The organism is Bacillus sp. N6 (assembly GCF_052805735.1).
Genome location: NZ_CM127843.1, coordinates 4,370,725 through 4,394,714 on the forward strand (window position 1 = coordinate 4,370,725; position 23,990 = coordinate 4,394,714).

Sequence of the window (23,990 nt, forward strand, 5' to 3'; positions counted from 1 at the left end):
GACATTCGTCACGCGTTTTTTGTTTTTGTCATTTTATGAATTGCCTTCCACGCTTCTTCTTTTCCAAGTCCTGTTTCAGAAGAGAATAGAACGATTTCATCGCCAATTTCAACAGCAAGCGTTTCTTTTACAACTTTTAAATGCTTTTGCCATTTCCCTTTCGGGATTTTATCAGCTTTCGTCGCAATAATAATTGTTGGGATTTCATAATGCTTTAAGAAATCATACATCATCACGTCATCACTTGTCGGTTGGTGACGTAAATCAACTACTAATACAGCTGCGTCTAATTGCTTACGCGTTGTAAAGTACGTTTCAATCATTTTCCCCCATGCCGCGCGCTCCGATTTAGACACTTTCGCATATCCATAACCTGGAACGTCAACAAAATGCATCATCTCATTGATCAAGAAAAAGTTCAGCGTTTGCGTTTTTCCTGGTTTAGAAGAAATACGCACTAACTTTTTACGATTTAAAATTTTATTAATAAAGGAAGACTTCCCGACATTTGAACGACCTGCTAATGCAATTTCTGGTAAATCACTGTCTGGATATTGTTCTGGTTTAACAGCACTAATTACAATATCTGCTTTTGTTACTTTCATTGTTTCACTCCTACTAATGCGTGCTCCAATACTTCATCTAAATGAGATGCAAGCACAAACGTAAGGTTTTCTTTTACGCTCTCTGGAATATCATCTAAATCTTTCTCGTTTTCTGCTGGCAAAATAATTTTTGTTAAGCCTGCGCGGTGAGCACTTAATGTTTTTTCTTTTAAGCCACCAATTGGTAATACGCGACCACGAAGTGTAATTTCACCTGTCATACCTACTTCTTTACTTACAGGAATACCTGTTAGTGCAGAAATAAGTGCCGTTGCCATCGTAATACCTGCTGACGGTCCATCTTTCGGAACTGCTCCTTCTGGAACATGAATATGAATATCATTTTTCTCATGGAAATTCGGATCAATCTGAAGCTCTTCTGCACGAGAACGTATATAACTAAACGCAGCTTGTGCGGATTCTTTCATAACATCCCCAAGTTTCCCTGTTAAAATTAGTTTCCCTTTTCCTGGCGCTACAGAAACTTCAATTGCAAGTGTATCGCCGCCTGCTGCTGTGTAAGCTAGACCTGTTGCCATACCAACTTGGTCTGTTTTTTCAGCTTGCCCATAACGGAATATGTGTTTACCAAGTAAATCAACAATCTTTTTCTCTGTCACAACGATACGTTTACGTTCTGCTGTAACGATAATTTTCGCTACTTTACGGCAAACTTTTGCAATTTGGCGTTCTAGCGTACGAACACCAGCCTCACGTGTATAATAACGAATAATTTCAAGAAGCGCTTCATCACGTACTTGTAAATTACCTTTTCGTAAGCCATGCTCTTTTAATTGTTTCGGCAATAAATGCTCACGAGCAATGTGTACTTTTTCAAGTTCTGTATAGCCAGCAATCGAAATGATTTCCATACGGTCAAGTAACGGACCTGGAATACTTGAAAGTGTATTAGCAGTTGCTACAAACATAACTTTCGATAGATCATATGGTTCTTCAATGTAATGATCACTGAAGTTATGGTTTTGTTCTGGATCTAATACTTCAAGTAATGCTGCTGATGGATCTCCACGGAAATCGTTAGACATTTTATCAATCTCATCTAATAAGAAGACTGGATTAACTGTTTTCGCCTTTTTCATACCTTGAATAATGCGTCCTGGCATTGCTCCAACATATGTACGGCGGTGACCACGAATTTCAGATTCATCACGCACACCACCAAGAGATACACGGACAAAGTTACGATTCAATGATGTTGCAATTGAACGCGCTAACGAAGTTTTTCCGACCCCAGGAGGGCCTACTAAACAAAGGATAGGTCCTTTTAGTGAATTCGTTAACTTCTGTACAGCTAAATATTCAAGTACACGCTCTTTCACTTTTTCAAGACCGTAATGATCGTTATTTAAAATCTCTTCCGAATGAGCAAGATCAATTATATCTTCTGTTGCCTCTGTCCACGGAAGCGCTAATAACCAATCAATATAATTGCGAATAACACCACTCTCCGCAGAACTTGCTGGTAACTTTTCATAACGATCTAATTCTTTCAGCGCAGCCTTCATTGTTTCTTCAGGCATTCCTGACTGTTCAATTTTTTCACGAAGTTCTTCTACTTCTCCGCCCTTACCTTCTTTGTCGCCAAGTTCAGTTTGAATCGCCTTCATTTGCTCACGTAAGAAATATTCTTTTTGCGTGCGCTCCATTGAACGTTTCACTTGTTGCCCAATTTTCTTTTCTAGGCTAAGTAACTCTTGTTCATCTTGAATAATTGAAATAAGTGTATGTAATCGTTCTTTTACAGATACAATCTCTAGAATCTCTTGTTTCTGCTTCGTTTTAATCGGCAAGTGAGAAGCAATTAAATCAGCTAATCTCCCTGGTTCCTCTACATCAGCTACCGTTGCAAATGTTTCATTTGAAACTTTTTTCGAAACTTTAATATATTGTTCGAAATGCTCCAGTAACGTACGCATAAGAGCTTTCTCTTCTAAATCATCTTCTACTTCTTCAGTTACCGTTTTAATAGACACTTGTACTACATTTTCTTCTTCGATAAACTCTATTACTTCTGCTCTATGTAAACCTTCCACAAGGACACGAAGCGTACCGTTCGGCAATTTTAGCATTTGCTTTACTTTCGCCACTGTACCTACACTATATATGTCATCTTCTTTCGGATCATCGATATTCATTTCTTTTTGCATTGCTAAAAAGATGATATTTTCATCCATTGCCGCCTGCTCTAGTGCTTGTATCGATTTATCACGTCCTACATCAAGATGCAAAACCATCGTTGGATATACGAGAACGCCTCTTAATGGTAGGAGGGGCACGATTCTTTCGTTCGTATTCATACTAGACATAGCACCTCCATAATAAATTAAACTCCTGTTCAACTATTTTATATTACAATACACCTAGATGCAATTGCTGAGATTCCTCGCAATTGTAAATAGCTTGTTTTTCTACCTCACGAAAAGAAAAAAGACTCCGATTAAGCATACAAACTTAAACGAAGTCTGGCAAATTTTATTATTGTTTATTTTTACATAGATTGTGCATCTGTTTCGTCTACGTTAGTATGTACATCTAGCTCTCTATGCATATTTTCTTGCATAAACGTTAACTCAAATACTTCTTTTAATTTACGGACAGGAATAATTTCGATTCCCTTTATCGTATACAAAAATGGTTGCATATTTTCAGCAGGAATAATGACTTTCTTAGCTCCCGCTTTTTTCGCAGCTTTTATTTTTGCGTACACGCCACCAATAGGCTTTACTTCTCCGTGTATACTTATTTCACCTGTCATCGCTACTTCATTATTTACATATGTGCGATGCACCGCAGAATATACACCTGTTGCCATAGCGATTCCTGCAGAAGGTCCATCAATTGGGATACCACCTGGAAAATTAATATGTATATCGTATCCTTCTGGCAACACATCTAAAGAACGAAGTACTGTTAATACATTATCAACAGAGCCTTTTGCCATACTTTTACGGCGAATCGATTTCGTTTGACTACCAATACTTTCTTCTTCTACAATTCCGGTAACATTTACCGATCCTTTATCTTTCGCCGGAATTGCTGTTACTTCAATTTCTAATAACGCACCTGTATTTGGTCCGTATACAGCAAGACCATTTACAAGACCAATCCTTGGAATCGGATAAATGTGCTTTTCGTATTTCGGCGTAAGCTGACTTGAGTGAACAACCCACTCTATATCTTCATCTTTAATGAAAGAACGTTCTTCATTTATCGCCATACCAGCAGAAATTTGTACGAGATTAATCGCCTCTCGTCCATTTCTTGCATACATCCCAATCATTTCAATACCATTTTCACCTATTTGCATTTCCACTTTTTCCGCGGCGTTTTTCGCTACTTTTTGAATCTCTTCCGTATCTAATTCACGGAAAAATACTTCTAAGCAACGTGACCGAATAGCAGGAGGAATTTCCTCTGGCGAACGTGTCGTTGCTCCAACTAAGCGAAAATCTGCCGGTAAGCCTTTTTGGAAAATATCATGTATATATGTTGGGATCATCGTATTTTCTTCACTATAGTACGCACTTTCTAAAAATACTTTTCGATCTTCTAACACCTTTAACATTTTGTTCATTTGAATCGGATGGAGTTCGCCAATCTCATCAATAAACAAAATACCACCATGCGCATCTGTTACAGCACCTTTTTTCGGTTGCGGAATACCTGCTTGCCCCATCGCCCCAGCACCTTGATAAATCGGATCATGCACCGAACCAATTAAAGGGTCTGCGATACCACGTTCATCAAACCGAGCTGTCGTCGCATCAAGTTCAATAAATGTTGCATTCGTACGAAATGGAGATTTAGGATTTCGTTTCGCTTCTTCTAATACAAGACGTGCTGCCGCTGTTTTCCCAACACCTGGCGGGCCATATATGATTACATGTTGCGGATTCGGACCACAAAGAGCCGCTTTTAAGGACTTAATCCCGTCCTCTTGCCCTACAATATCTAAAAAGGTTGTAGGACGCACCTTTTCTGCTAGCGGCTCTGTTAAAGAAATCTCACGCATTTTACGAAGCTGTTCTAATTCTTTTTTCGATTCTCGATCAATTGAAACTTTTTGTGTTCGTTGATTTCGAAGTAAATGCCAGAAATATAATCCGACAATTACACCAAAAACAAGTTGAACAACTAAAAATATATTTGTCCAGCTCATTATTTATTTCCTCCCGCAATATTTTATCTCTTAGTATTTCCGCGGAGGAACGTAGCTAAACATAAAGAAAAACAGCAATTATAAAAATTGCTGTTTCCCTTTCGCATTATGCAGATGTTTTTGTATCAAGTACAGTACCGTCTTGTAACACCAATTTTGGCGGTTCATTATCAGCTACTGTTTCTTTTGTAAGAATACACTTCTCGATATCTTTACGAGATGGAAGTTCGAACATTACATCAAGCATTAAGCCTTCAATAATAGAACGAAGTCCACGAGCACCCGTTTTACGTTCAATTGCTTTTTTCGCAATTTCGATTAGTGCACCTTCTTCAAACTCTAACTCAACATCGTCAAGCTCCAATAGTTTTTGGAATTGCTTAACAAGTGCATTTTTCGGTTTCGTTAAAATATCAACAAGAGCATCTTCATCAAGTGGCTCTAGGTTCGCAATAACTGGAAGACGACCGATAAACTCTGGAATTAAACCAAATCTTAAAAGATCCTCTGGTAATACGTGAGATAAAACATGCTTCTCATTTACATCAGCATTTTTCTTCTCAGAACCAAATCCAATTACTTTCTCACCAAGGCGACGTTTAATAATCGGCTCAATGCCATCAAACGCTCCACCACAAATGAATAAGATGTTCGTTGTATCAATTTGAATAAACTCTTGGTGCGGATGCTTACGACCACCTTGAGGTGGAACGCTTGCTACAGTACCTTCTAAAATTTTCAGAAGTGCCTGCTGCACACCTTCACCAGATACATCACGTGTAATTGATGGATTTTCGGACTTACGTGCCACTTTATCAATCTCATCAATATAAATGATTCCTTTTTCCGCTTTCTCTACATCATAATCAGCTGCTTGAATTAATTTTAGTAAGATATTTTCTACATCTTCCCCAACATATCCAGCTTCTGTTAAAGATGTTGCGTCCGCGATTGCAAATGGAACATTTAGAATACGCGCTAACGTTTGTGCAAGTAATGTTTTACCACTACCTGTTGGCCCAATAAGTGCGATATTACTCTTCGCTAATTCTACATCATCAATTTTGCTGTTAGAATTAATGCGTTTGTAATGGTTATATACCGCTACCGCTAGTGCTTTTTTCGCGCTATCTTGCCCGATGACATACTCATCTAAGATTTCACGAATTTCTACCGGTTTCGGTACATCTTTGAATTCTACTTCTTCGTCCTTCGCAAGCTCCTCTTGTACAATTTCAGTACAAAGTTCGATACACTCGTCACAAATGTAAACACCTGGACCTGCCACTAACTTTCGAACTTGCGTTTGTGTTTTACCACAGAAAGAACATTTTAATTGCCCTTTTTCATCATTAAATTTAAACATATTTTCACACCCCTTACAAAGTGCTAACCTCTTGCCTTCGTATGTACACGATAAATGTATCGTATGTAAATACATATTATGTCACTACGTGGCGAGAAATACAAATAATATGACTAGTTATGTACAAATAAAAAAAATTTAAAACTTTTGAAATATGTATATTCGACTTGTAAAGGAACTTTTCCTTCTCCATCGAAAAGTTTTATAAATATATTTCTATATTTATAAAACAAGGCACGATTAAAATCGTGCCTTGTTATTTTATTATGCAGCGTTTTCTACTAAGAAGTCTACAGCTTTACGCACTTTAAGATCTTCAGCTAAAGCGTCTACGCTTCCAAGAGCTTGCTTGATAGCGTCTACTGGCATACCGTACATTTCAGCCATTTTTTCAACTTCTGCAGTTACTTCTTCTTCAGTAACTTCGATGTTTTCAGCTTCAATGATAGCTTCAAGAACAAGATTGATTCTTACACGTTTTTGTGCATCTTCTTTCATTTGCTCTTTTAATTTGTCAGCGTCAGTACCTGTGAATTGGTAGTAAAGCTCAAGGTTCATACCTTGTTGGCTTAAACGTTGTTCGAATTCACGAACCATACGATCTAACTCAGTGTTGATCATAGCTTCTGGAATTTCGATTTCAGCGTTAGCAGCAGCTAATTCTACTACTTCGTCACGTACTTTGTGCTCAGCTTCGTGCTTTTTGCCTTCTTCTAAGTTTGTGCGAAGTTTTGCTTTTAATTCATCAAGAGTTGCAACCGCTTCGTCTGCTTCTTTAGCGAACTCGTCGTTTAACTCAGGAAGTTCTTTTGTTTTGATTTCGTGAATTGTTACTTTGAATGTTGCTGGTTTGCCAGCTAATTCAGCAGCATGGTACTCTTCTGGGAATGATACTTCAACGTCTTTAGACTCACCAGATTTAAGACCGATTACTTGCTCTTCGAAACCTGGGATGAATGTACCAGAACCGATTGCTAGAGAGTAGTTTTCGCCTTTTCCGCCTTCAAATGCTTCGCCATCAACGAAACCTTCGAAGTCGATTACAGCTGTATCACCGTTTTCAACAGTTCCTTCTTCTTTAACAACTAGTTCAGCTTGACGCTCTTGTAAAGATTTTAATTCGTTCTCTACATCTTCGTCAGTTACAGTTGTTTCAACTTTTTCTACTGCTAAACCTTTGTACTCACCTAATTTAACTTCAGGTTTCACTGTAACTTTTGCAGTGAAGATAAGGTTAGCATTTTTTTCGAACTTCTCGATGTCGATTTCAGGATGATCAACTGGGAAGATACCAGCTTCTTCGATCGCTTCACCGTATGCTTTTGGTAAAATGATATCTAAAGCATCTTGGTATAAAGATTCAATACCAAAGCGTTGTTCGAATAATGGACGAGGCATTTTTCCTTTACGGAAACCTGGTACGTTAATTGTTTTTACTACTTTTTTGAACGCAGCGTCGATAGAGTTGTTTACTTCTTTAGCATCAACTTCGATTGTTAAAACGCCAACGTTACCTTCTAATTTTTCCCATTTTGTAGACATTTATTCTTTCCCTCCAACTATAATAATGTATGCACATACCTCTATAGATTAAAATCTTCATTATCTCTTTTTTGAAATAACAAATACACAAATAATCCTCTAGCAAAAGCTTTCAGATATAATGTTCCAATCTACTAATTGCCCAGAAGACAACTACGGTATATTTTGTTCGAGAATAATATGAAACATATTAAGTAAGAGAATTACACTTCTCTTCTCTTACAAACAGGCAGATTTCTGCCTTTTGCAACCCTTACATTATAACATAGAATATGCTCGTTTCAAGAACTGAACGATTCTTTTTCATAATTATACGGGCAAATATCCTTCTCTTTCAACACGTAATAACCATTGATAGGCAATATGAAACTCTTCCAATTCGATATTATATGCTGCCATAAGCTCTTCTTCATCTATAGCCAATCCGAAACGCTTTCTTCCAATTCTCTCTAAAACAGCTGACCAAATCTCTTCTTTATCCATTAATAGAGCGAATGGGAAAACGCTAATTTGCAACTCTTTCCAATATGTAACCATTGCTTCAAATATATCGGGATAATTTTGCTCTAATCGGCTTGATAATTTATGTATAATGTTATTGGATTGCTCCTCATTATGACCTGTAAATGCTGGAATTACCTTAATCGTATTTCCAAACTTTTCTACCTCTATTTCTTCTTCTACCTGACTTTCTATCATTTTATACAAAATAGAAGTTTTCAAATAGGGGTGCTGCTCTTCGTCTATTAAAAATTTCTTTAAAACAGGTAATGCAAGATCTAAGTCTTTTAACGAAAGTCGCTGAATCGCTCTTAGCTTCTGTCCAAAGTTTTCTCCAAAAATTTCATTAGTAAACTCATCCAATTCAAAATTTGAATCCACTAGCGATGCGTCTCCCTCATTTAGCATACCTTCTGCAAATAAAGCAAGCTGCGCTAATTTTTCCTTTTGATCAGGCATTATATCTTTCGTTTGTAAAACCTTTTCAACAGTTTCAATAACACCTTCATAATCATTTGTTTGAACTAAAATAGTTACGTACGTTTCAAGAATATCACCAAATAAGACAACTCCTGTTTTAAGCAACTGTTCACATTTGTCTTTCGCTTCTTCCATACGTTTTAATTCGAGTAAACAAATAACTGAAGCTAATTCCGTTTGTTCCGTTTCCGCATTATACTGACGTAATATTTCAAAGCAACGCAATGCATCTTCGAATTCCCGCTCTTTCAGCGCTAAAAAACCTTCATCAATATAGCGCTCTGATAGTTGTGGAAACAATACGACCGTATTTTCTTTTTTATCCATACGTCCGCCTCTTTTTCTTGATTTTAATTATGTTCAAAGTAAATATATCAAATGCGTAATGAGAACACAACATCCCTAAACTATTTGTTTGAAATATGAAAATATTTAATTTTTACATTCCAATACGAATAAATTTCTACTAAAAATTAAAATTATACAAATAAAAATCCCCAGCAACAAGCGCAGAGGATTCATCATTAATGGAAAGCTTTTATAATTGTGGGGTATATTACAAGGGTAATAATTTGGAGAACAATAATTGCCATAACAATCATGCTAAAATAGAAGATTGGTTTACTTCGCTTCATTAAAAACATAATAATAAGCATCGTACAAGCAAACAAACTTAAGAAGAACAAACTTGTTGTCGAACTAAGTATACCACTTGGGACAAAGAACAATAACACTACACTACAAGTACCTATAATTCCAAATAACCATTCCATTCATTCACTCATTCCCTTTCCCTCTCATGGCTGTTTTCTCTAAGCGATCAAATGTTTCACAACATCAACTACATACGTTAATTTCTCATACGCTACAAATCCAAAAGCAACCGTTAAGCCCGTTACAACTAATCCTTTCATCATTTCTGCCTCCTCGTTTTATCGTTGTTATCTTCATTATAAAAGATTAGCAATTTCTTACCATCGAACTACCTTACAGTTACCTTACAGAATTGTAAGATTCCAAAAAGAGATTGAAAAACACCTCATATCGCTTGAGGTGCTTTCACGGAATTTCTCTATAACCACTTGCAAAATTAACTTTTTTCTCTTGGTTATTTTTCGGCGAATCGACTCTTAAACTAATAGATTTACTAAATAATTTAGAATCAAAATAATTATTCGTTACTTTTCTTAACTTACCTTCAGATATTTTCGTATTACAAGAAAACAACGGGTGAAAATCGTGTTAATATATTTTTGTACAATTAAGAATTTAATTTACAAGGGGGATTATATATGTTTAAAAAAATGGCCGCAGATGTATTAGGACTAAGCGATGTAGGTTCTGTCATTACGCCGAAAGACTATGATAAGGTTGATGCTGATGATTATGTGATGCATGAAGATGGGGAGAAAATTTACTTTCTAATTAAATCCAAATCAGATGAATATTGCTTCACAAACAAAGGGTTAATTCACTTAGACGGTACAAGCGCAACAAGTAAAAAACGTACACTACGCCGCTTTAGTTATAGCAAATATCAAATTAAAAACGTAGCACTTGAAACTGCAGGAACGATTGATTTAGATGTAGAAATTAAGTTTCAAATGGGCGATGAACATTACTCAATTGATGTTCATAAAAAACATATTGAAGAATTAAAAGATTTATATAAGGCTTTACTTAAAATCGAAGAAATTTCATACGACAACGATATTACATTACAATATGCACATAAAAGTTTAGATATGGCATCTAATGCCTTTAGCCGCATTTCAAACGCACAAGTAAATTTAGCAGAGCAATTTAAAGAAATGAACGAGATTGCCTTTAACTGGCTTGTTGATACGAAGAAACAATATAATGTGAAAGATTATGGTTTTGTCTTTGACAAGTTTATTAACAACTAATTTAAAATACACAAAAAACCTTGTTATCAAAAGATAACAAGGTTTTTTTAGCGTCCTAGGAGAGATGAGAACTCCCGCTCCGGCCATTTCCGTACTATTTTATATATTTTGATCGCAGTCTTAATATATCTTCGCCCTCGCGAATGCCTGCCGATCCCTTCCTCACATTTTTTACAACAGTCCAATTCGGTTTAGTTTCATCACCGATGTTCTGTACTGTAAAATTGCCATCACCATATTTCCGGTGACCTTCTGCCAATTTCTCCGTTAAATCATTCTCATTTGATCTCGCCATCTTTGCGCCATCTCCCTTTTTTATACGACCTTCTTAAACCCTCTAACCAATCACAGGTCCAGTCAATTGGAGATTCTCGTTTTCCGCTTCTATTAATTGTAACACACTGCCGGGGATAAGTTCCGATAACTGCTGCTCAATCGTACTAGAATGGTAAAAGTTTTAGAACATTCTAAGTAAAAAATTAGGATAATACGGATATGGATTTGAGTTCCATCATAAGCCTATTGATTCTTTAAATTAAATAAGAGGAATAGGGCGCATAAATGGCGCTCTTTTCTTAATGTACTTCCATCCATAATAAATAATAATTATCATATATTGCGTTATATTTTACACTTCTTGCACATACATCAATTTATAGACAAACAAAAAACCTTGTTATCAAAAGATAACAAGGTTTTTTTAGCGTCCCAGGAGAGATTCGAACTCCCGACCGTACGCTTAGAAGGCGTATGCTCTATCCGGCTGAGCTACTGGGACATGGAGCGGGTGAAGAGAATCGAACTCTCGACCAGAGCTTGGAAGGCTCTTGTTTTACCACTAAACTACACCCGCATATGTTATTTTCTTTTCTTCGTTAGCGCCGTTGCCCTATCGACAATATTTATTATATGTATAACCACACATAAAGTCAACACCTTTTTTAAAAGAGGATAAATTTTCTTATCCTCTTTTAAAAACTGCTTGTTCAACTAGTTGTCCGTCTAACGTTTCAAAACGAACTTCCATTTGATTTTCATCCATTTCTAATAAAGCAAATGTCTTTTCTACACGCTGACGTGGTAATAAAATACTGCCTGGATTAATAAATAAAACGCCCTCGATTAATTCCGCACCTAATACGTGAGAATGTCCGAAGCATGCAACTTGCGCTCCCACTTCTTCAGCATGGTACGCTAGCGTTTGTAATGTCATTTTCACATTATGGCGATGTCCATGCACTACTAAGAAGCGAATTCCATCTACATCAGTTACAATTTCATCTTGAAAGTTAGCATAATCACAGTTTCCTTTTACAACATGGAAACCTTGCAGTTCTTCATGAGCAGGCGTTAGCTCTGAATCACCGCAATGAATCATGATATCTACTTTCTCTTCATATTTCTCTTTCAACTGCTGTAATTCCTTCACAGAGCTATGACTATCGCTTACGATTAAAGCTTTCATCATTCTCTCTCCCTTATTCTCCTAAAAACCATTCCGGGATTTTTTCTTCTAACTTACGAAGAGCACGGCCACGATGGCTAATAGCATTTTTTTCATCTGAACTTAATTCCGCCATTGCTTTTTTGTATTCTTCCACATAAAAAATCGGATCGTATCCAAAGCCATTTTCTCCGCGGCGTTGTTCTAAGATAAATCCTTCACATGTCCCATTTACAATGACAGGCTTTTTATCACCTTCAGGGAAAGCAACTGCTAATGCACAATAAAAACGAGCTTTACGCTTTTCAAAGTCAACGCCATTTAATTCTTGTAACACTTTATCGATATTTGCTTGGTCATTTTTCGGTTCACCAGCAAAACGCGCTGAATACACTCCTGGTTTTCCATTTAAAGCATCTACAATAAGACCCGAATCATCCGCAATTACGATAGAATTCAACTGTCTACTCAAACTATCCGCTTTTAAGATCGCATTTTCTTCAAATGTTTCACCAGTTTCTTCGACTTCTTCAATATGAGGAAAATCGTGTAATGATTTCACTTCTAAATCAAATCGCTCAAATAACTCAGCAAACTCACGTACTTTCCCCATATTTTTTGTCGCTACAACAACAACTTGTTTCATACTTTCCACCTCTACTCTATATGAGATACGATGTCACCTAAAGCTTCTTTTTGTATATCAATCAGTTGGAAAATGCCTTTTTCCGCAGCATCAAGTAGTTCATTTAACTGCGCTCTACTAAACGTCGCTTCTTCTCCAGTTCCTTGCACTTCAACAAATTGACCTTTTCCAGTCATAATTACGTTCATATCAACGTCTGCTTTAGAATCTTCTGCATAGTTTAAATCTAAAACAACACCTTGCTCTTCAACAATTCCTACTGACGTTGCTGCTAAATAATCTTTTACTGGAATTTTAGATACTTTTTCTGCTTGTAATAATTTCTCGAAAGCTAATACCATCGCTACATATGCACCTGTAATAGAAGCTGTTCTCGTTCCACCATCTGCTTGGATAACATCACAGTCAATCCAAACTGTTCTCTCGCCAAGCGCTTCTAAATCAACTACCGCACGTAATGCTCGTCCAATTAGACGTTGAATTTCCATTGTACGTCCTGTTACTTTCCCTTTGCTTGACTCCCTAATTGTACGTTGTTCTGTTGCACGCGGAATCATCGCGTATTCAGCTGTTACCCATCCTTTTCCTTCTCCACGCATAAACGGTGGTACACGCTCTTCAATTGTTGCTGAGCAAATCACCTTTGTATCCCCAACTTCAATTAATACAGATCCCTCTGGATGTTTTAAATAATTCGTGTGAATATGTATATGGCGTAATTCTGTTTTCTCTCTACCATCTACTCGCATAAAAATAACCTCCTCTTAATTACTACTCGTTAGTATAGCCAAATTTAAATGTATGATATGTATACAATAAAAGAAGGAGAACCCAAAAAGCAATTCTCCTTTCTTACTTAAGTATATCAAATTATTCAAGATTAAAAACTACCTGTATTCACGTTTTCTGGACGATCTACAGGTTTTATTAACTTTCCGCCCTTTTCATCTATAAGATTTGCTTTTCCATTCACTTCAATAGAAATATTTTTCACACCTTTCTTTTCTGTTAAAGATAAAACTAACGACTTCAATACGTAATTTGAGATCATATTTTTATCTGGGTTTACAAATATATTTTCATTAAAGTTTAATGTAAGATTTCCGTCTTGTAATTTCGGATTCGTAATAAGCTTAACGCCTGGATTAAAATCATTCAGGAGCGATTGATGAATCGGACCTTTTACAAGTTCATCTATAATTGCTGCATAATCATTTTCTTTTCCTTCCGCAACGCGGCGTGTGACTGGTACGTAGTATTGCTGTTTATTATTATTTTGCGCCATGAAATATAGTGTGACTGGTTTTGTATTCGTTACATCTGCTACTTGTTCATCATCGAAGTTAATACCATTTGCACGGCTCACTCCTTCACCAAGCGGTGTACCAGCAACCGGCATCTTCGCCAATTTCTCACCATTTATTTGGAACTGCACTTGTTTTATCTCTGCAAATTGCGTCAACGTCCACGCTATAGATTCAATGATTTGACGCTCTTCTTCTTTCGCATAGTTTTTCATTTCTTTAGAGAAATCAATAACTGCCGTCCCGTCCTTTTTCAAATCTAAAGTCATCGTTGTATTCGCCGGAATGACTGCACGAAACCCATTCGGTAATAAATTCGTTACCGGTCCATCTTTCACAAGGTATTCTAACGTTTGCTTCACAGTCTCATTTGCTTTCGGAGTAGGTATAGCTAACGTTTGTGGTACAACATAACCATTTTTATCAACAAGGTATAGTTCTCTATTTACCATTTGCCCTTGCTTATCTTTTTTAGCTACTTCTTTCTTCCCACCCTCTGTATACGTAACTTGTTTTGGCGGATCAATTTGTTCAGTTGCTTTCTCCTGATTTATAAAGCCACACCCTGTTAGTAAAACAGCGCTCACAGTAGCACCAACAACCCATTTAAAAGTGGATTTAGGCATGCCATTCCCCCCTAAAATCTAAGTTTGTACTATTATGTATACGAGCCGTTTCACATTTTAGAACAAGCTGTGCCTCTTATAAAGTGAAACTTTAATCATTGGAGGGTCTAACTGCCCAGCAAATAGCAAGATAAAACAAAAACTCCTGATTTCTCAGGAGCTCACTTATATAAATTCTACTATTATTCTTTTTCTAAATGAATATGCTTCACATTTTCAATCGGTTGACCGAACCATTTTGATGCAATTTCTTTAAACAAGCCTATTTTTCCTGTTGTTAAGAAGAGATGATCGCTTTGTTCTTCTCCTTCATTCAACATTTTACTATGATATAAGATTGTACTTACTTCACGTGCTGTTTCATCACCAGAACTAATTAGTTGCACTTTATCTCCCATTACTTGTTTAATAACAGGTCCTAAAATCGGATAATGTGTACACCCTAATATAAGTGTATCAATATCGGTACTTTTCAGCGGTTGCAGTGTTTCTCTTACAACTTCATACGCCATTTCACTTTCGAAATTCCCACTCTCTACAAGTTCAACGAAAGGTGGACAAGCTAAACTTTCTACCATAACACGGTTATTAATAGACTTTAACGCCTCTTCGTATGCACCACTTTTCACCGTTCCAATCGTTCCAATAATCCCAACGTGATACGTGTTTGTCACTTTTAAAGCTGTACGTGATCCTGGGTGAATAACTCCTACTACTGGAATTGGTAATTGTTTTTGCATCTCTTCTAATACAACTGCAGTTGCTGTATTACACGCAATAACTAACATTTTAATATTTAAATCTAGTAAATGCTCCGTCATTTCCCACGTAAATTGACGCACTTCTTCTCGAGAACGTGGACCATAAGGACAACGTGCTGTATCTCCTAAATATATGATACGCTCTTTCGGCAACTGACGAATTAATTCCTTCGCTACTGTTAAACCGCCAACTCCTGAATCGATAACACCGATTGCTCTATTCAACTTCATCACCCGTTTTCTCATTCATCATCTTTTATGTTTATCATTATATTTTACACACTTTAAGTTCGCTCACTTCAAATGCTTCTGTATGAAAATTTTCATTTGCCCATGTATAGACTAGGACCTTTTTTATTTTGCTCCTTTTTTTCATAATTTGCAAGATAGAAAAATAACCGACCTTCTATAAGAAAGTCGGTTTCTTCTATATAAAGTGCATATTCATTGATCCATCTTTTTTTGAAAAGAAGACATTCCCATTAATAAGACGAAATGAACAGAAATTAAAATGACGATCAAAATAAAATTCAATCGATAACTATTTGTAGATTCCATAATTTTGCTCGCTACAGCTGGTCCAAATGCCATACCGAAAAAGTTAATTAAATTATATAAACCAAGGCCGACTCCAACTTTAGCTGGATTTAATGTTTTCGGAATAAATGTGTTTAATGATACTTGAATTGCCGAATAACTCATAAATGTTAAAATAACCGCAAATAAAATAAAGAGTAAGTTCCCGTCTGGAATAATCCCTAAAATTAAAAAGCCAATGATCATAACTACAGACGCTACATACATCATCCTCACATTCCCAAACGCAGGAATAATCTTTCCGGTAATAAAACTAGATACAATACCAAAGAGAGATGCAACAAACAATACAATTCCAATAACGAACGGAGACAATCCGTGCCCTCTTCCTAACAGTAATGGTAATAATAATAAACTAGCACATAACGCCACATTAATGATAAATCCGACCGCTATTAAACGCAGGAATGGTTTATTTGTAAACAACTCAATATCAATAAACGGCGACTCTGCTCTCTTCATATGAGCCTTGAATAAAAATAGGAAAGCAACAGATAACACAAAAAACCAATTATTAATATTCACTCCTAATAAAACGGTCGTAATCAATACAAATAATAAAAATGCTCCAATGAAATCAAAGTGGAACACTTCATCGGTATGTTGCACCTCTTCTGGCATAAATTTTACGAGCAAGAAAATACCAACCATTGAAATAACCATAAATAAAAATAAATACGGCCACCCTAACGTATTTGTAATTGCCCCACCAACTAAAGGTCCAATACCAACCGCTAATGCAATAGAAGAACTAATCATTGCTAACGCACCCGGTTTTTTAGCTGGAGCAACTAATTTCGCCACCGCAATCATACTAAGCGCAATAAACGCTGCTCCTCCGCTCGCCTGCACTAACCTTGCGAAAATGATAATCTCATAAGATTGATTCACAAACCCAACAATAGAACCAGCTACAAATATGATAATAGAAATAATTAATAGCCTTTTTACACTGTAACGATCAGCCAGTTTTCCATATATCATCGAACCGATACCGACGACTAAAGAATACCCTACTACAACCCAACTTACTTTCGATTGACTAATTGATAAATCATTAGCAATATCCTCTAGCGCTACATTAAATAACACAGCGTTCATCGGTCCTAACAAAACAATAAAACATAATGTAAAAACAAACCATTTCGAATGGTTACTTATATCTTTCCCCATGTGTAACACTCTCCTGATTGCAATTTTAAAACTGTCAAACTATAGATAAAAAAATGAAGTTATTTAAATGTTGTATCACCACTAAACAACTTCATTAAATGTATAAATGGTGCTAATTTATCGCGCGATAAATTGAATTCGAAACGAAACACGTATGTTGTTCGATATTCATGGAACTATCATAGTTTCAACATTACAGTTTGTCAACGAAAAACATACAAAGTAAACTATTTTAGCCTTTTTGGTTTACTTTGTTCAAAAGTTATTATACACTAATTTCGAAGCTGATATAAGGAGGACTGGCATGATTATTCAAATTTGCATTTTTTAACTTAATAAAATGAAACGAATACAGAACTTTTATATAGAAGAGACATTATAGGAGGATTATGATGAAGAAAAAAATGTTAGTTGTATTAACAAGCGTAGAAAAATACCCAAATTTAAATAGGGCTACCGGACTTTGGCTCGGTGAAGCTGTACATTTCGTAAAAAAAGTAGAAGAAGCGGGTTACGAAGTTGATTACGTCAGTCCACAAGGCGGTTATACACCAATTGATCCACATAGTTTAGCAATGGCGGAGAGCATCGATTGGGAATGGTACCAAAAGAAAGAGTTTATGAATCGCCTCGGTTCTACAATGAAACCAAGTGAAGTGAATCCAGAAGACTACGCTGTTATTTATTACGCAGGTGGTCACGGGGTTATTTGGGACTTCCCAGAAAATAAAGAACTTCAAAATATTAGCCGCAATATTTATGAAAACGGCGGTATTGTTTCTTCCGTTTGTCATGGAGCAGCTGGTTTATTTCATATTACATTAAGTAATGGGGATCGTTTAATTAGCGGTAAGAAGGTAACAGGCTTTTCAAATGAAGAAGAAAAATTAGCTGAATTAGATCAATTCGTTCCATTTTTAACAGAAGATGAACTCATTAAAAATGGAGGACTTTACGAAAAAGCTGCACAGCCTTGGGAAGCTTTTGCTCTAGAAGATAATCGTGTTATCACTGGTCAAAACCCAGCTTCAGGTGGTTCAGTAGCCGAATTAGTATTAAAACAGTTGCAAAAATAATATGTACTAAAAAAGCAGATTTCCCTCTACTAAGGGAGATCTGCTTTTTTACGAAATCATTTGCAAAATAGCAATAACTTCTTTTTCAATTTCAGAATCATCAATTGCTTCTATATACTCTGGTTTAAAAAGTTGATACTTCTTTAATTGATAAAAATCAAATATCGCTTTCTTTAAAGTAATATCGTACTGAATACAAAAAGAATGATCTATAATACGTCGTAACATCACATCATCTTGTACCATAAATAATTGTGCATTCATTTTATTAAAATAACCTTGTTCCATACCCGCTTCAAAAAACATTTGCAAATTATGATTACGATTTTGTTGTGCAGCGACTAATTGATCTGACAAATGCGGATATGCTTCTTTCAAATCTTGCAAAAAAACATCCGAAATATATGTCACACATTTTAAAGAGTGGATAAACGTCTTTTGGAAACGTTCTGCAAAAGACATGCTTTCATCTTGATTGTCCGCATCACCTTCGAGTAGATAATTCATAAAATCCTCTACTACCGCCTCAATAATTTCATCTTTCGAAGAAAAACGTTTATATAAAGTAGCTTTACTAATATCCATATATTTCGCAATTTCATCTATTTTCAATTGGCTAAAACTCGTCTTTCTAATAACGGGCTTTATTTTATTAATATAAGTATTTGCACATGCGACTTTTCTCATTTAAAAGAGCCTCCCCTTTTGTCCATACAAAATAGTATAGCAAATTCACGAATGATTATAAATGAAGTTATTATACTCATTATGCTTTTTTAGTTTATTACATTTTCATATACTATACATAAAGAACTAGAATCCATTATCACCAACTGGACGGTTACAAGCCAATTTTGAGGGGGGAATTTTAGGATAAAAATACCCACTACCTTTGTTAGTAGCGGGTACTTTTTCTATAATTTATTTACAGCCCTTTTTATAGCCTTACCTATTTCCACGCTAGACTGTGGATTTTGCCCTGTAATTAAATGCCCATCTACTACCACATGCGGCGTAAAATTAGGCGCTACATAAAACAAAGCTCCTTCTTCTTTCAACTTACTTTCTAACAAAAACGGAACGCGCTTTTCTAAATGTACAGCTTTTTCTTCATCGTTTGTATAACCTGTTATACGCTTACCGGCAACAAAAAACGAGCCATCCTTATTTTTCACACCGACTAAGGAGCTTACTCCGTGACAAACAGCCGCTACAATCCGGTTATTCTTATACATATTCTCAATCAAATTTGCTACATATGGAGTACCTGGAAAATCTACAATCGCCCCGTGCCCACCACCAAATAAAACCGCATCATAATCCGAAAAATGAACATTTGAAATCGGCCTTGTATTTTGCAATAAAGAAGCTACGTGCTTGAATTCACGAGGTATACCATTCGGAATAGACACTCTATCTATAGGTACTCTCCCGCCTTTTATTGACACAATATCAACATCAAACTTAGCCTTTTTAAATAAATGATAAGGAGCTGCGAGCTCTTCAAGCCACAAACCAGTCGGGTGTCCATTCATATCATGAGCACTTGTTGAAACTAACAGTATCCTTTTCAACATATCCCCTCCTTATTACCTATTTATGTATGGAGTGTTCTTATCATTCATATAGCAAGTGAAGCAAACAAAAAAATAGCCGACTCTTTGTATAAAAGTCGGCTGCTTTCTTATAGTTCGAGCTCTCCCATACGAAGAAGCTCCACAACTGCTTGTGAACGTCCTTTAACCCCTAGCTTTTGCATTGCGTTTGAGATGTGGTTGCGAACTGTCTTTTCACTTATAAAAAGTTCACCTGCAATTTCCTTCGTTGTTTTATCTTGAACCAGTAATTCAAATACTTCTCTTTCTCTCTTTGTGAGTAAAGGTTTAGATTGATACGCTTTTTCCTTCAACTGGTATAACCCTCCTTGCTTAAGCCAGAGCTGTGTATGTGTAAGTTGGGTGTTTATTTAGTCAAGATATTGTATGAACGAAATGTGCAGGTGGTGAATGAAAATGGGCTTTATTTCCTATGTTATTTTAGACTTTTATACAGTGCGTACACTCTTTTTATCCACTTACTTTCCAACGCGCCATATTTGTTCTAGCAATATACTTACAACCGTACCTACAAATAAACCATTACCGAATATATATTGCATAACAGACGGCAAGGATTGGAGTGCTCCAGACGGTAAAAACATAACGCCGCTGCCAAATAATACTGCAACGCCTAAAATCGTTACATTCCTTTCACTCATCGGCACTTGTTTTATATTATTAAATCCAATTCCAATTAACTGTACGAACGAAGCCATTAAAACAGCCGATGCGACAGCAGATGGTAAAGATGCTAAGTAACGAATAATACTTGGAAAAAGAGACATTACGACTAGTAACGCACATGCCATTAAGAACGATCGTATATACTTTTGTTTTGTTAAACGTATAAACCCTGCCGTTGCTGGTAACGGAACGACACCTACAGTTGAAAATACAGAAGAGATGATATGTGAAATCCCCCCAACCCATGTTCCATCTTTCAACTGTTTTTGTTCAATAGTCGCTTTATGAATAGTTGCTTGATTAATTGCTATAATAGCTGCCACCGTATTCGAAACTAAAATACATACCATAACGAAACTTGATACAGCCATACCTGTATTCCATTTTGGAAGTCCCCAAGCAAATATATGTGGAAGTTGCACAAAATGAGTTACTTGAGATGGGATTGTCACTTTTCCTGCAATAAGAAAAATAATCCACCCACTAATTAATCCTATTAAAACTGCATAACTTTTGACAAAGCCTTTTCCGAAATTAGATAGTATAATAACGAACAAAAATATACTAAACGCGATCATTGCTGTAAATCCGTCGATTTGAGAAATAGTAGCTGTAATTCCTAACATTCCTTTTAAAAATACACCACTTAATTGTAAACATAATAAAAGTAAAAACGTCCCTGTCACAAGCGGCGTAAATAAAAATAAAATACGTCCTATAAAACCAGTTACTCCTAATCCTATTAAAATAACACCGGAGATTATCATTCCTAATTCTAAAATTTGCAGTGTACTATGTAATTGATCCTGTCCGGCCGTTGCGTAAGCAAGTACGGTAAATACACCAACCCAAGATCCAGCCGGCCCATCCGCAATTGGCAGTCTATGCCCAAGCCAGCCTTGTAAAAAAGAAGATATACCAACTACAAAAAACGTACGCTGCATTAAATAAAATATTTCTTCCGTCGTAAGATGAAATAATCCGCCAACGACAATTGGTAGTGCGATTGAATTTGCTAATAAAAATATAAACCATTGCAAAGTTCCCATAATATGATTTTGGTTATGTTGATTGTCCAAAATTTTCATCCCTTCTAGCTTTCCTATAAAAAATATATTGTAAGAATAAAAAAGAAGAGTTCTAGACTTACCATTAGAACCCCCCTCAAAATATTTAAACGATTCTTCTACACAAGATTATTTAATTCCACCTCATTTAAACTTCCAACAACAATATTTCCTTTATACACGACTAAACGTTTTTCTGTTTGACGCGCTACTGCTTCAGCAGCGCATGTCGCATTTGTCAAAACAAAACTCGCTTCATCCCCTACATTCGGCCATACTCGCTTCCCTTCATTATTTAACGTTTCTTTTCCTCCTGTAATAAAGCGAAGTGCTTTTCCTAAAGACCTTTCGTCACTCCACCCAAAACGCTCTGCTAATCGATTCGCCTTTTGAAGCATATCACCTGTTCCAAACGGTGACCAATGATCTGTAATACTATCATTTCCTAATGAAACCTTAACACCTTTTTTATCTAATAACGGAATTGGGATTACTTGTTTACCAATTGGTACCGTTGAAGTAATATCAATATTTACATTTGCGAGTCTTTCTGCCACTTCTTCAGCCTCTTTATCAGTAACACCACCAAGTCCAAGTGCATGACTAATTGTTACACGACCTTGCCATCCTGCTTCTTCTGTTAAACTTGCCAATCTCTTCATCGTAAATGTTCCAAGATTATTCGCATCATGCAAATGAATATCAACATCCGCATTAAATTCTACTGCGATATCCATAATTGTATGTAATGATTTTTCAATGTCATTATCCACTGTAGCTGGATCTACGCCTCCGACTAGATGAGCACCCATACGCATCGCATCTTTCACGAGTTGCACAGAATTACTGCGCAATAATCCATGTTGCGGAAACGCAACAATTCTACTAGACACTCGATTTTTATATGTTTCTAATGCCGCTAACGTCGCCTCCAAATTACCAAGCCCAATAATTTGATCAACATTACAATGCGTTCTAATATTCGTTGCACCATTTTGCAGTAGTAACTCTAGCATATTTTCCGCTCTATTTTGGGCAGTCGCTAATTGCTTTGGTAAAATTTTTTCTTCTTCATTAAAACGTGTAAAAATACTTTCTGCTGGCATACAAGCTTTCCAAGGACCACTATAATATGTCTTATCAATGTGAATATGCATCTCTTTGAAAGTGGGCAAAATTAATAAACGATTAGCATCAAGAATGAGTACCCCTTCCTCTTGAACAGTCCCTGCTATAATTTTTTTAATTCGTCCCTCTTCAATAAGTAAACTACATAACTCTGTTTCTGTTTTTGAAATTCTCCCCTCTTCATATGTATACCCCGATTCAAGCGTTACATTAGTCAACCAATATACCGTCATCTCTATTTCCCCACCCTTTATTAAAAGTTACCTCTTACTATAATTTTAATATCAACTGAAAATTAAGACAATTAATATGACTGTTCCCTAAAAAAATGTCATACAACCTCATAGTCTCCTCATAGATTTCCATATAGAATAGAAGTATAGAGTTTGCTATAAAAAGGAGTGTATTGGAAGATGTCAAAAAGATTATGTAAATCCGAAACTGATAAAATGCTATTTGGTATATGCGGTGGTTTAGGAGAATATTTTGATATTAGCTCTACTCTCATTCGCATACTTTGGGTCATTGCAGTTTTATGTTTTGGGACGGGGTTTTTAGTTTATTTTATTTGTTTATTACTTATGCCACGCTCTTACTAATAACATTCTTTCATATATTTGAGCATAGTGTATACAAAATCCCCTATAGATTTTTCTATAGGGGATTTTTTCATGAAGAATATTTCATCGTTAAATGTAATACCGCCACTTCTTCTTCTTCATTTTTATAAATATGCTTCTTATTCGCTTCAAATTGAATGGAATCAAACTCATTTAATTCATATACATCATTCTCCACTTGAATAGACACTTTCCCTTTCATTACCGTTACAAGCTCAATCGCACCTTCATGATGAGCTTCTGGTTCATATATACTATTTGATCGTAAACAAGCACGGTGCATTTCCATCCCTGTTTCTTTCGTATAACGGAACATCGTTTCTAAATGCCATGCTTGTCCTACATCTACTGCAAATCCTTCTCCACAGCGCGCAACGGCTACTGGTTCTCCAAAAACCATTAATCTAGATAAAGGAATTGATAACCCTTTCGTTATTTTCCAAATGACAGCTAGCGTCGGATTTGTTTCCCCTCTTTCGATCTTTCCTAATGTTAATTTACTAACTCCTGTTTTATGAGCTAATTCTTCTAAACTTAATTTCTGTTCATTTCGAATTTGTCTCAATAACTGTCCAACTTGTTGAATGACTTCTTTCGTTTGCATATCTTCATTTTCTTTCATATATAAAACCACCTCAAAGTATAAAATAGTTTACTTTTATTAAATTAAAGTATATCATACTAT

General features: G+C 36.0%; 23 protein-coding genes and 2 tRNA genes. 3 read left to right on the forward strand and 22 right to left on the reverse strand.

What is annotated here, in order from left to right:
- Nucleotides 1-8: 8 nt before the first annotated feature.
- The 7 genes from ysxC to ACUXVC_RS22525 form a co-directional block, all read right to left on the reverse strand.
- Nucleotides 9-605: a ribosome biogenesis GTP-binding protein YsxC gene (gene ysxC, locus ACUXVC_RS22495; protein WP_000869118.1), complete on the reverse strand. Its 597-nt coding sequence runs from the start codon at nucleotides 603-605 to the stop codon at nucleotides 9-11.
- Nucleotides 602-2,932 carry an endopeptidase La gene (lon, locus tag ACUXVC_RS22500; protein WP_000097288.1) on the reverse strand — a complete coding sequence of 777 codons (2,331 nt, stop codon included), beginning with the start codon at nucleotides 2,930-2,932 and terminating at the stop codon, nucleotides 602-604. The genes ysxC and lon overlap by 4 nt, the downstream gene beginning before the upstream one ends.
- A 182-nt stretch (nucleotides 2,933-3,114) precedes the next feature.
- Entirely contained in the window at nucleotides 3,115-4,785 is a 1,671-nt protein-coding gene (gene lonB, locus ACUXVC_RS22505) for an ATP-dependent protease LonB (RefSeq protein ID WP_000119173.1), read from the reverse strand.
- A 106-nt stretch (nucleotides 4,786-4,891) separates the two neighbouring features.
- The gene (clpX, locus tag ACUXVC_RS22510) at nucleotides 4,892-6,151 is read right to left on the reverse strand and encodes an ATP-dependent protease ATP-binding subunit ClpX (RefSeq protein ID WP_000472289.1); all 1,260 of its coding nucleotides are present in this window, start codon (nucleotides 6,149-6,151) and stop codon (nucleotides 4,892-4,894) included.
- Between the two features lie 264 nt (nucleotides 6,152-6,415).
- Nucleotides 6,416-7,693 carry a trigger factor gene (gene tig, locus ACUXVC_RS22515; protein WP_000105215.1) on the reverse strand — a complete coding sequence of 426 codons (1,278 nt, stop codon included), beginning with the start codon at nucleotides 7,691-7,693 and terminating at the stop codon, nucleotides 6,416-6,418.
- Nucleotides 7,694-8,002: 309 nt separating this feature from the next.
- Nucleotides 8,003-9,001, reverse strand: coding sequence for a hypothetical protein (locus ACUXVC_RS22520; protein WP_000358255.1), 999 nt, complete (start codon nucleotides 8,999-9,001; stop codon nucleotides 8,003-8,005).
- Nucleotides 9,002-9,198: 197 nt separating this feature from the next.
- Nucleotides 9,199-9,447: a hypothetical protein gene (locus tag ACUXVC_RS22525; RefSeq protein ID WP_001983650.1), complete on the reverse strand. Its 249-nt coding sequence runs from the start codon at nucleotides 9,445-9,447 to the stop codon at nucleotides 9,199-9,201.
- Between the two features lie 519 nt (nucleotides 9,448-9,966).
- Here ACUXVC_RS22525 and ACUXVC_RS22530 point away from each other — a divergent pair.
- Nucleotides 9,967-10,581 (forward strand): PH domain-containing protein, encoded by a 615-nt coding sequence (locus ACUXVC_RS22530; RefSeq protein WP_000473868.1) that lies wholly within the window; start codon nucleotides 9,967-9,969, stop codon nucleotides 10,579-10,581.
- 94 nt (nucleotides 10,582-10,675) lie between these two features.
- Here the strand turns inward: ACUXVC_RS22530 and ACUXVC_RS22535 are convergent, their stop codons facing one another.
- From ACUXVC_RS22535 to ACUXVC_RS22575, 9 genes are all read right to left on the reverse strand, one after another.
- Nucleotides 10,676-10,876 carry a cytoplasmic protein gene (locus tag ACUXVC_RS22535; protein ID WP_144465093.1) on the reverse strand — a complete coding sequence of 67 codons (201 nt, stop codon included), beginning with the start codon at nucleotides 10,874-10,876 and terminating at the stop codon, nucleotides 10,676-10,678.
- Between the two features lie 409 nt (nucleotides 10,877-11,285).
- Nucleotides 11,286-11,359, reverse strand: a tRNA-Arg gene (locus ACUXVC_RS22540).
- 1 nt (nucleotide 11,360) lies between these two features.
- Nucleotides 11,361-11,434, reverse strand: a tRNA-Gly gene (locus tag ACUXVC_RS22545).
- 108 nt (nucleotides 11,435-11,542) lie between these two features.
- Nucleotides 11,543-12,046 (reverse strand): metallophosphoesterase, encoded by a 504-nt coding sequence (locus ACUXVC_RS22550; protein WP_098127514.1) that lies wholly within the window; start codon nucleotides 12,044-12,046, stop codon nucleotides 11,543-11,545.
- 13 nt (nucleotides 12,047-12,059) lie between these two features.
- Nucleotides 12,060-12,671, reverse strand: coding sequence for an XTP/dITP diphosphatase (locus ACUXVC_RS22555; protein WP_141558552.1), 612 nt, complete (start codon nucleotides 12,669-12,671; stop codon nucleotides 12,060-12,062).
- An 11-nt stretch (nucleotides 12,672-12,682) separates the two neighbouring features.
- On the reverse strand, nucleotides 12,683-13,420 hold the full coding sequence (gene rph / locus ACUXVC_RS22560) for a ribonuclease PH (RefSeq protein WP_001261762.1): 738 nt from the start codon (nucleotides 13,418-13,420) through the stop codon (nucleotides 12,683-12,685).
- A 131-nt stretch (nucleotides 13,421-13,551) separates the two neighbouring features.
- Entirely contained in the window at nucleotides 13,552-14,601 is a 1,050-nt protein-coding gene (gene gerM, locus ACUXVC_RS22565) for a spore germination protein GerM (RefSeq protein ID WP_001126742.1), read from the reverse strand.
- Between the two features lie 182 nt (nucleotides 14,602-14,783).
- The gene (gene racE / locus ACUXVC_RS22570; protein WP_095690173.1) at nucleotides 14,784-15,593 is read right to left on the reverse strand and encodes a glutamate racemase; all 810 of its coding nucleotides are present in this window, start codon (nucleotides 15,591-15,593) and stop codon (nucleotides 14,784-14,786) included.
- A gap of 213 nt (nucleotides 15,594-15,806) precedes the next feature.
- Nucleotides 15,807-17,132 (reverse strand): MFS transporter, encoded by a 1,326-nt coding sequence (locus ACUXVC_RS22575; protein WP_095690172.1) that lies wholly within the window; start codon nucleotides 17,130-17,132, stop codon nucleotides 15,807-15,809.
- Between the two features lie 392 nt (nucleotides 17,133-17,524).
- Between ACUXVC_RS22575 and ACUXVC_RS22580 the strand changes: the two genes are divergently transcribed.
- Complete coding sequence (locus ACUXVC_RS22580) at nucleotides 17,525-18,208, forward strand: type 1 glutamine amidotransferase domain-containing protein (RefSeq protein WP_071729569.1); 684 nt, start codon at nucleotides 17,525-17,527, stop codon at nucleotides 18,206-18,208.
- Nucleotides 18,209-18,256: 48 nt separating this feature from the next.
- On the opposite strand, the gene ACUXVC_RS22585 is transcribed toward ACUXVC_RS22580, so the two are convergent.
- From ACUXVC_RS22585 to ACUXVC_RS22605, 5 genes are all read right to left on the reverse strand, one after another.
- Nucleotides 18,257-18,895, reverse strand: a complete 639-nt coding sequence (locus ACUXVC_RS22585) for a TetR/AcrR family transcriptional regulator (RefSeq protein ID WP_016512276.1) — start codon at nucleotides 18,893-18,895, stop codon at nucleotides 18,257-18,259.
- Nucleotides 18,896-19,122: 227 nt separating this feature from the next.
- Nucleotides 19,123-19,785: a type 1 glutamine amidotransferase domain-containing protein gene (locus ACUXVC_RS22590; protein ID WP_095690171.1), complete on the reverse strand. Its 663-nt coding sequence runs from the start codon at nucleotides 19,783-19,785 to the stop codon at nucleotides 19,123-19,125.
- Nucleotides 19,786-19,892: 107 nt separating this feature from the next.
- A complete protein-coding gene (gene gerE / locus ACUXVC_RS22595) occupies nucleotides 19,893-20,117 on the reverse strand; it encodes a spore germination transcription factor GerE (RefSeq protein ID WP_000659484.1) in 225 nt (74 codons plus the stop codon).
- Nucleotides 20,118-20,282: 165 nt separating this feature from the next.
- Entirely contained in the window at nucleotides 20,283-21,578 is a 1,296-nt protein-coding gene (locus ACUXVC_RS22600; protein ID WP_053563595.1) for a purine/pyrimidine permease, read from the reverse strand.
- 98 nt (nucleotides 21,579-21,676) lie between these two features.
- The gene (locus ACUXVC_RS22605; protein WP_095690170.1) at nucleotides 21,677-22,918 is read right to left on the reverse strand and encodes an amidohydrolase family protein; all 1,242 of its coding nucleotides are present in this window, start codon (nucleotides 22,916-22,918) and stop codon (nucleotides 21,677-21,679) included.
- 180 nt (nucleotides 22,919-23,098) lie between these two features.
- On the opposite strand from ACUXVC_RS22605, the gene ACUXVC_RS22610 reads away from it, so the two are divergent.
- Nucleotides 23,099-23,284 carry a PspC domain-containing protein gene (locus ACUXVC_RS22610; protein ID WP_000044337.1) on the forward strand — a complete coding sequence of 62 codons (186 nt, stop codon included), beginning with the start codon at nucleotides 23,099-23,101 and terminating at the stop codon, nucleotides 23,282-23,284.
- A 70-nt stretch (nucleotides 23,285-23,354) separates the two neighbouring features.
- Here ACUXVC_RS22610 and ACUXVC_RS22615 read toward each other — a convergent pair whose 3' ends face one another.
- Nucleotides 23,355-23,927 carry a helix-turn-helix domain-containing protein gene (locus tag ACUXVC_RS22615; RefSeq protein WP_000661921.1) on the reverse strand — a complete coding sequence of 191 codons (573 nt, stop codon included), beginning with the start codon at nucleotides 23,925-23,927 and terminating at the stop codon, nucleotides 23,355-23,357.
- Between the last annotated feature and the right edge of the window lie 63 nt (nucleotides 23,928-23,990).

Coding starts and splice junctions, on each gene's coding strand:
- ysxC (WP_000869118.1), bottom strand. CDS start 605: ATGAAAGTAACAAAAGCAGATATTGTAATTAGTGCTGTTAAACCAGAA.
- lon (WP_000097288.1), bottom strand. CDS start 2,932: ATGTCTAGTATGAATACGAACGAAAGAATCGTGCCCCTCCTACCATTA.
- lonB (WP_000119173.1), bottom strand. CDS start 4,785: ATGAGCTGGACAAATATATTTTTAGTTGTTCAACTTGTTTTTGGTGTA.
- clpX (WP_000472289.1), bottom strand. CDS start 6,151: ATGTTTAAATTTAATGATGAAAAAGGGCAATTAAAATGTTCTTTCTGT.
- tig (WP_000105215.1), bottom strand. CDS start 7,693: ATGTCTACAAAATGGGAAAAATTAGAAGGTAACGTTGGCGTTTTAACA.
- ACUXVC_RS22520 (WP_000358255.1), bottom strand. CDS start 9,001: ATGGATAAAAAAGAAAATACGGTCGTATTGTTTCCACAACTATCAGAG.
- ACUXVC_RS22525 (WP_001983650.1), bottom strand. CDS start 9,447: ATGGAATGGTTATTTGGAATTATAGGTACTTGTAGTGTAGTGTTATTG.
- ACUXVC_RS22530 (WP_000473868.1), top strand. CDS start 9,967: ATGTTTAAAAAAATGGCCGCAGATGTATTAGGACTAAGCGATGTAGGT.
- ACUXVC_RS22535 (WP_144465093.1), bottom strand. CDS start 10,876: ATGGCGAGATCAAATGAGAATGATTTAACGGAGAAATTGGCAGAAGGT.
- ACUXVC_RS22550 (WP_098127514.1), bottom strand. CDS start 12,046: ATGAAAGCTTTAATCGTAAGCGATAGTCATAGCTCTGTGAAGGAATTA.
- ACUXVC_RS22555 (WP_141558552.1), bottom strand. CDS start 12,671: ATGAAACAAGTTGTTGTTGTAGCGACAAAAAATATGGGGAAAGTACGT.
- rph (WP_001261762.1), bottom strand. CDS start 13,420: ATGCGAGTAGATGGTAGAGAGAAAACAGAATTACGCCATATACATATT.
- gerM (WP_001126742.1), bottom strand. CDS start 14,601: ATGCCTAAATCCACTTTTAAATGGGTTGTTGGTGCTACTGTGAGCGCT.
- racE (WP_095690173.1), bottom strand. CDS start 15,593: ATGAAGTTGAATAGAGCAATCGGTGTTATCGATTCAGGAGTTGGCGGT.
- ACUXVC_RS22575 (WP_095690172.1), bottom strand. CDS start 17,132: ATGGGGAAAGATATAAGTAACCATTCGAAATGGTTTGTTTTTACATTA.
- ACUXVC_RS22580 (WP_071729569.1), top strand. CDS start 17,525: ATGAAGAAAAAAATGTTAGTTGTATTAACAAGCGTAGAAAAATACCCA.
- ACUXVC_RS22585 (WP_016512276.1), bottom strand. CDS start 18,895: ATGAGAAAAGTCGCATGTGCAAATACTTATATTAATAAAATAAAGCCC.
- ACUXVC_RS22590 (WP_095690171.1), bottom strand. CDS start 19,785: ATGTTGAAAAGGATACTGTTAGTTTCAACAAGTGCTCATGATATGAAT.
- ACUXVC_RS22600 (WP_053563595.1), bottom strand. CDS start 21,578: ATGAAAATTTTGGACAATCAACATAACCAAAATCATATTATGGGAACT.
- ACUXVC_RS22605 (WP_095690170.1), bottom strand. CDS start 22,918: ATGACGGTATATTGGTTGACTAATGTAACGCTTGAATCGGGGTATACA.
- ACUXVC_RS22610 (WP_000044337.1), top strand. CDS start 23,099: ATGTCAAAAAGATTATGTAAATCCGAAACTGATAAAATGCTATTTGGT.
- ACUXVC_RS22615 (WP_000661921.1), bottom strand. CDS start 23,927: ATGAAAGAAAATGAAGATATGCAAACGAAAGAAGTCATTCAACAAGTT.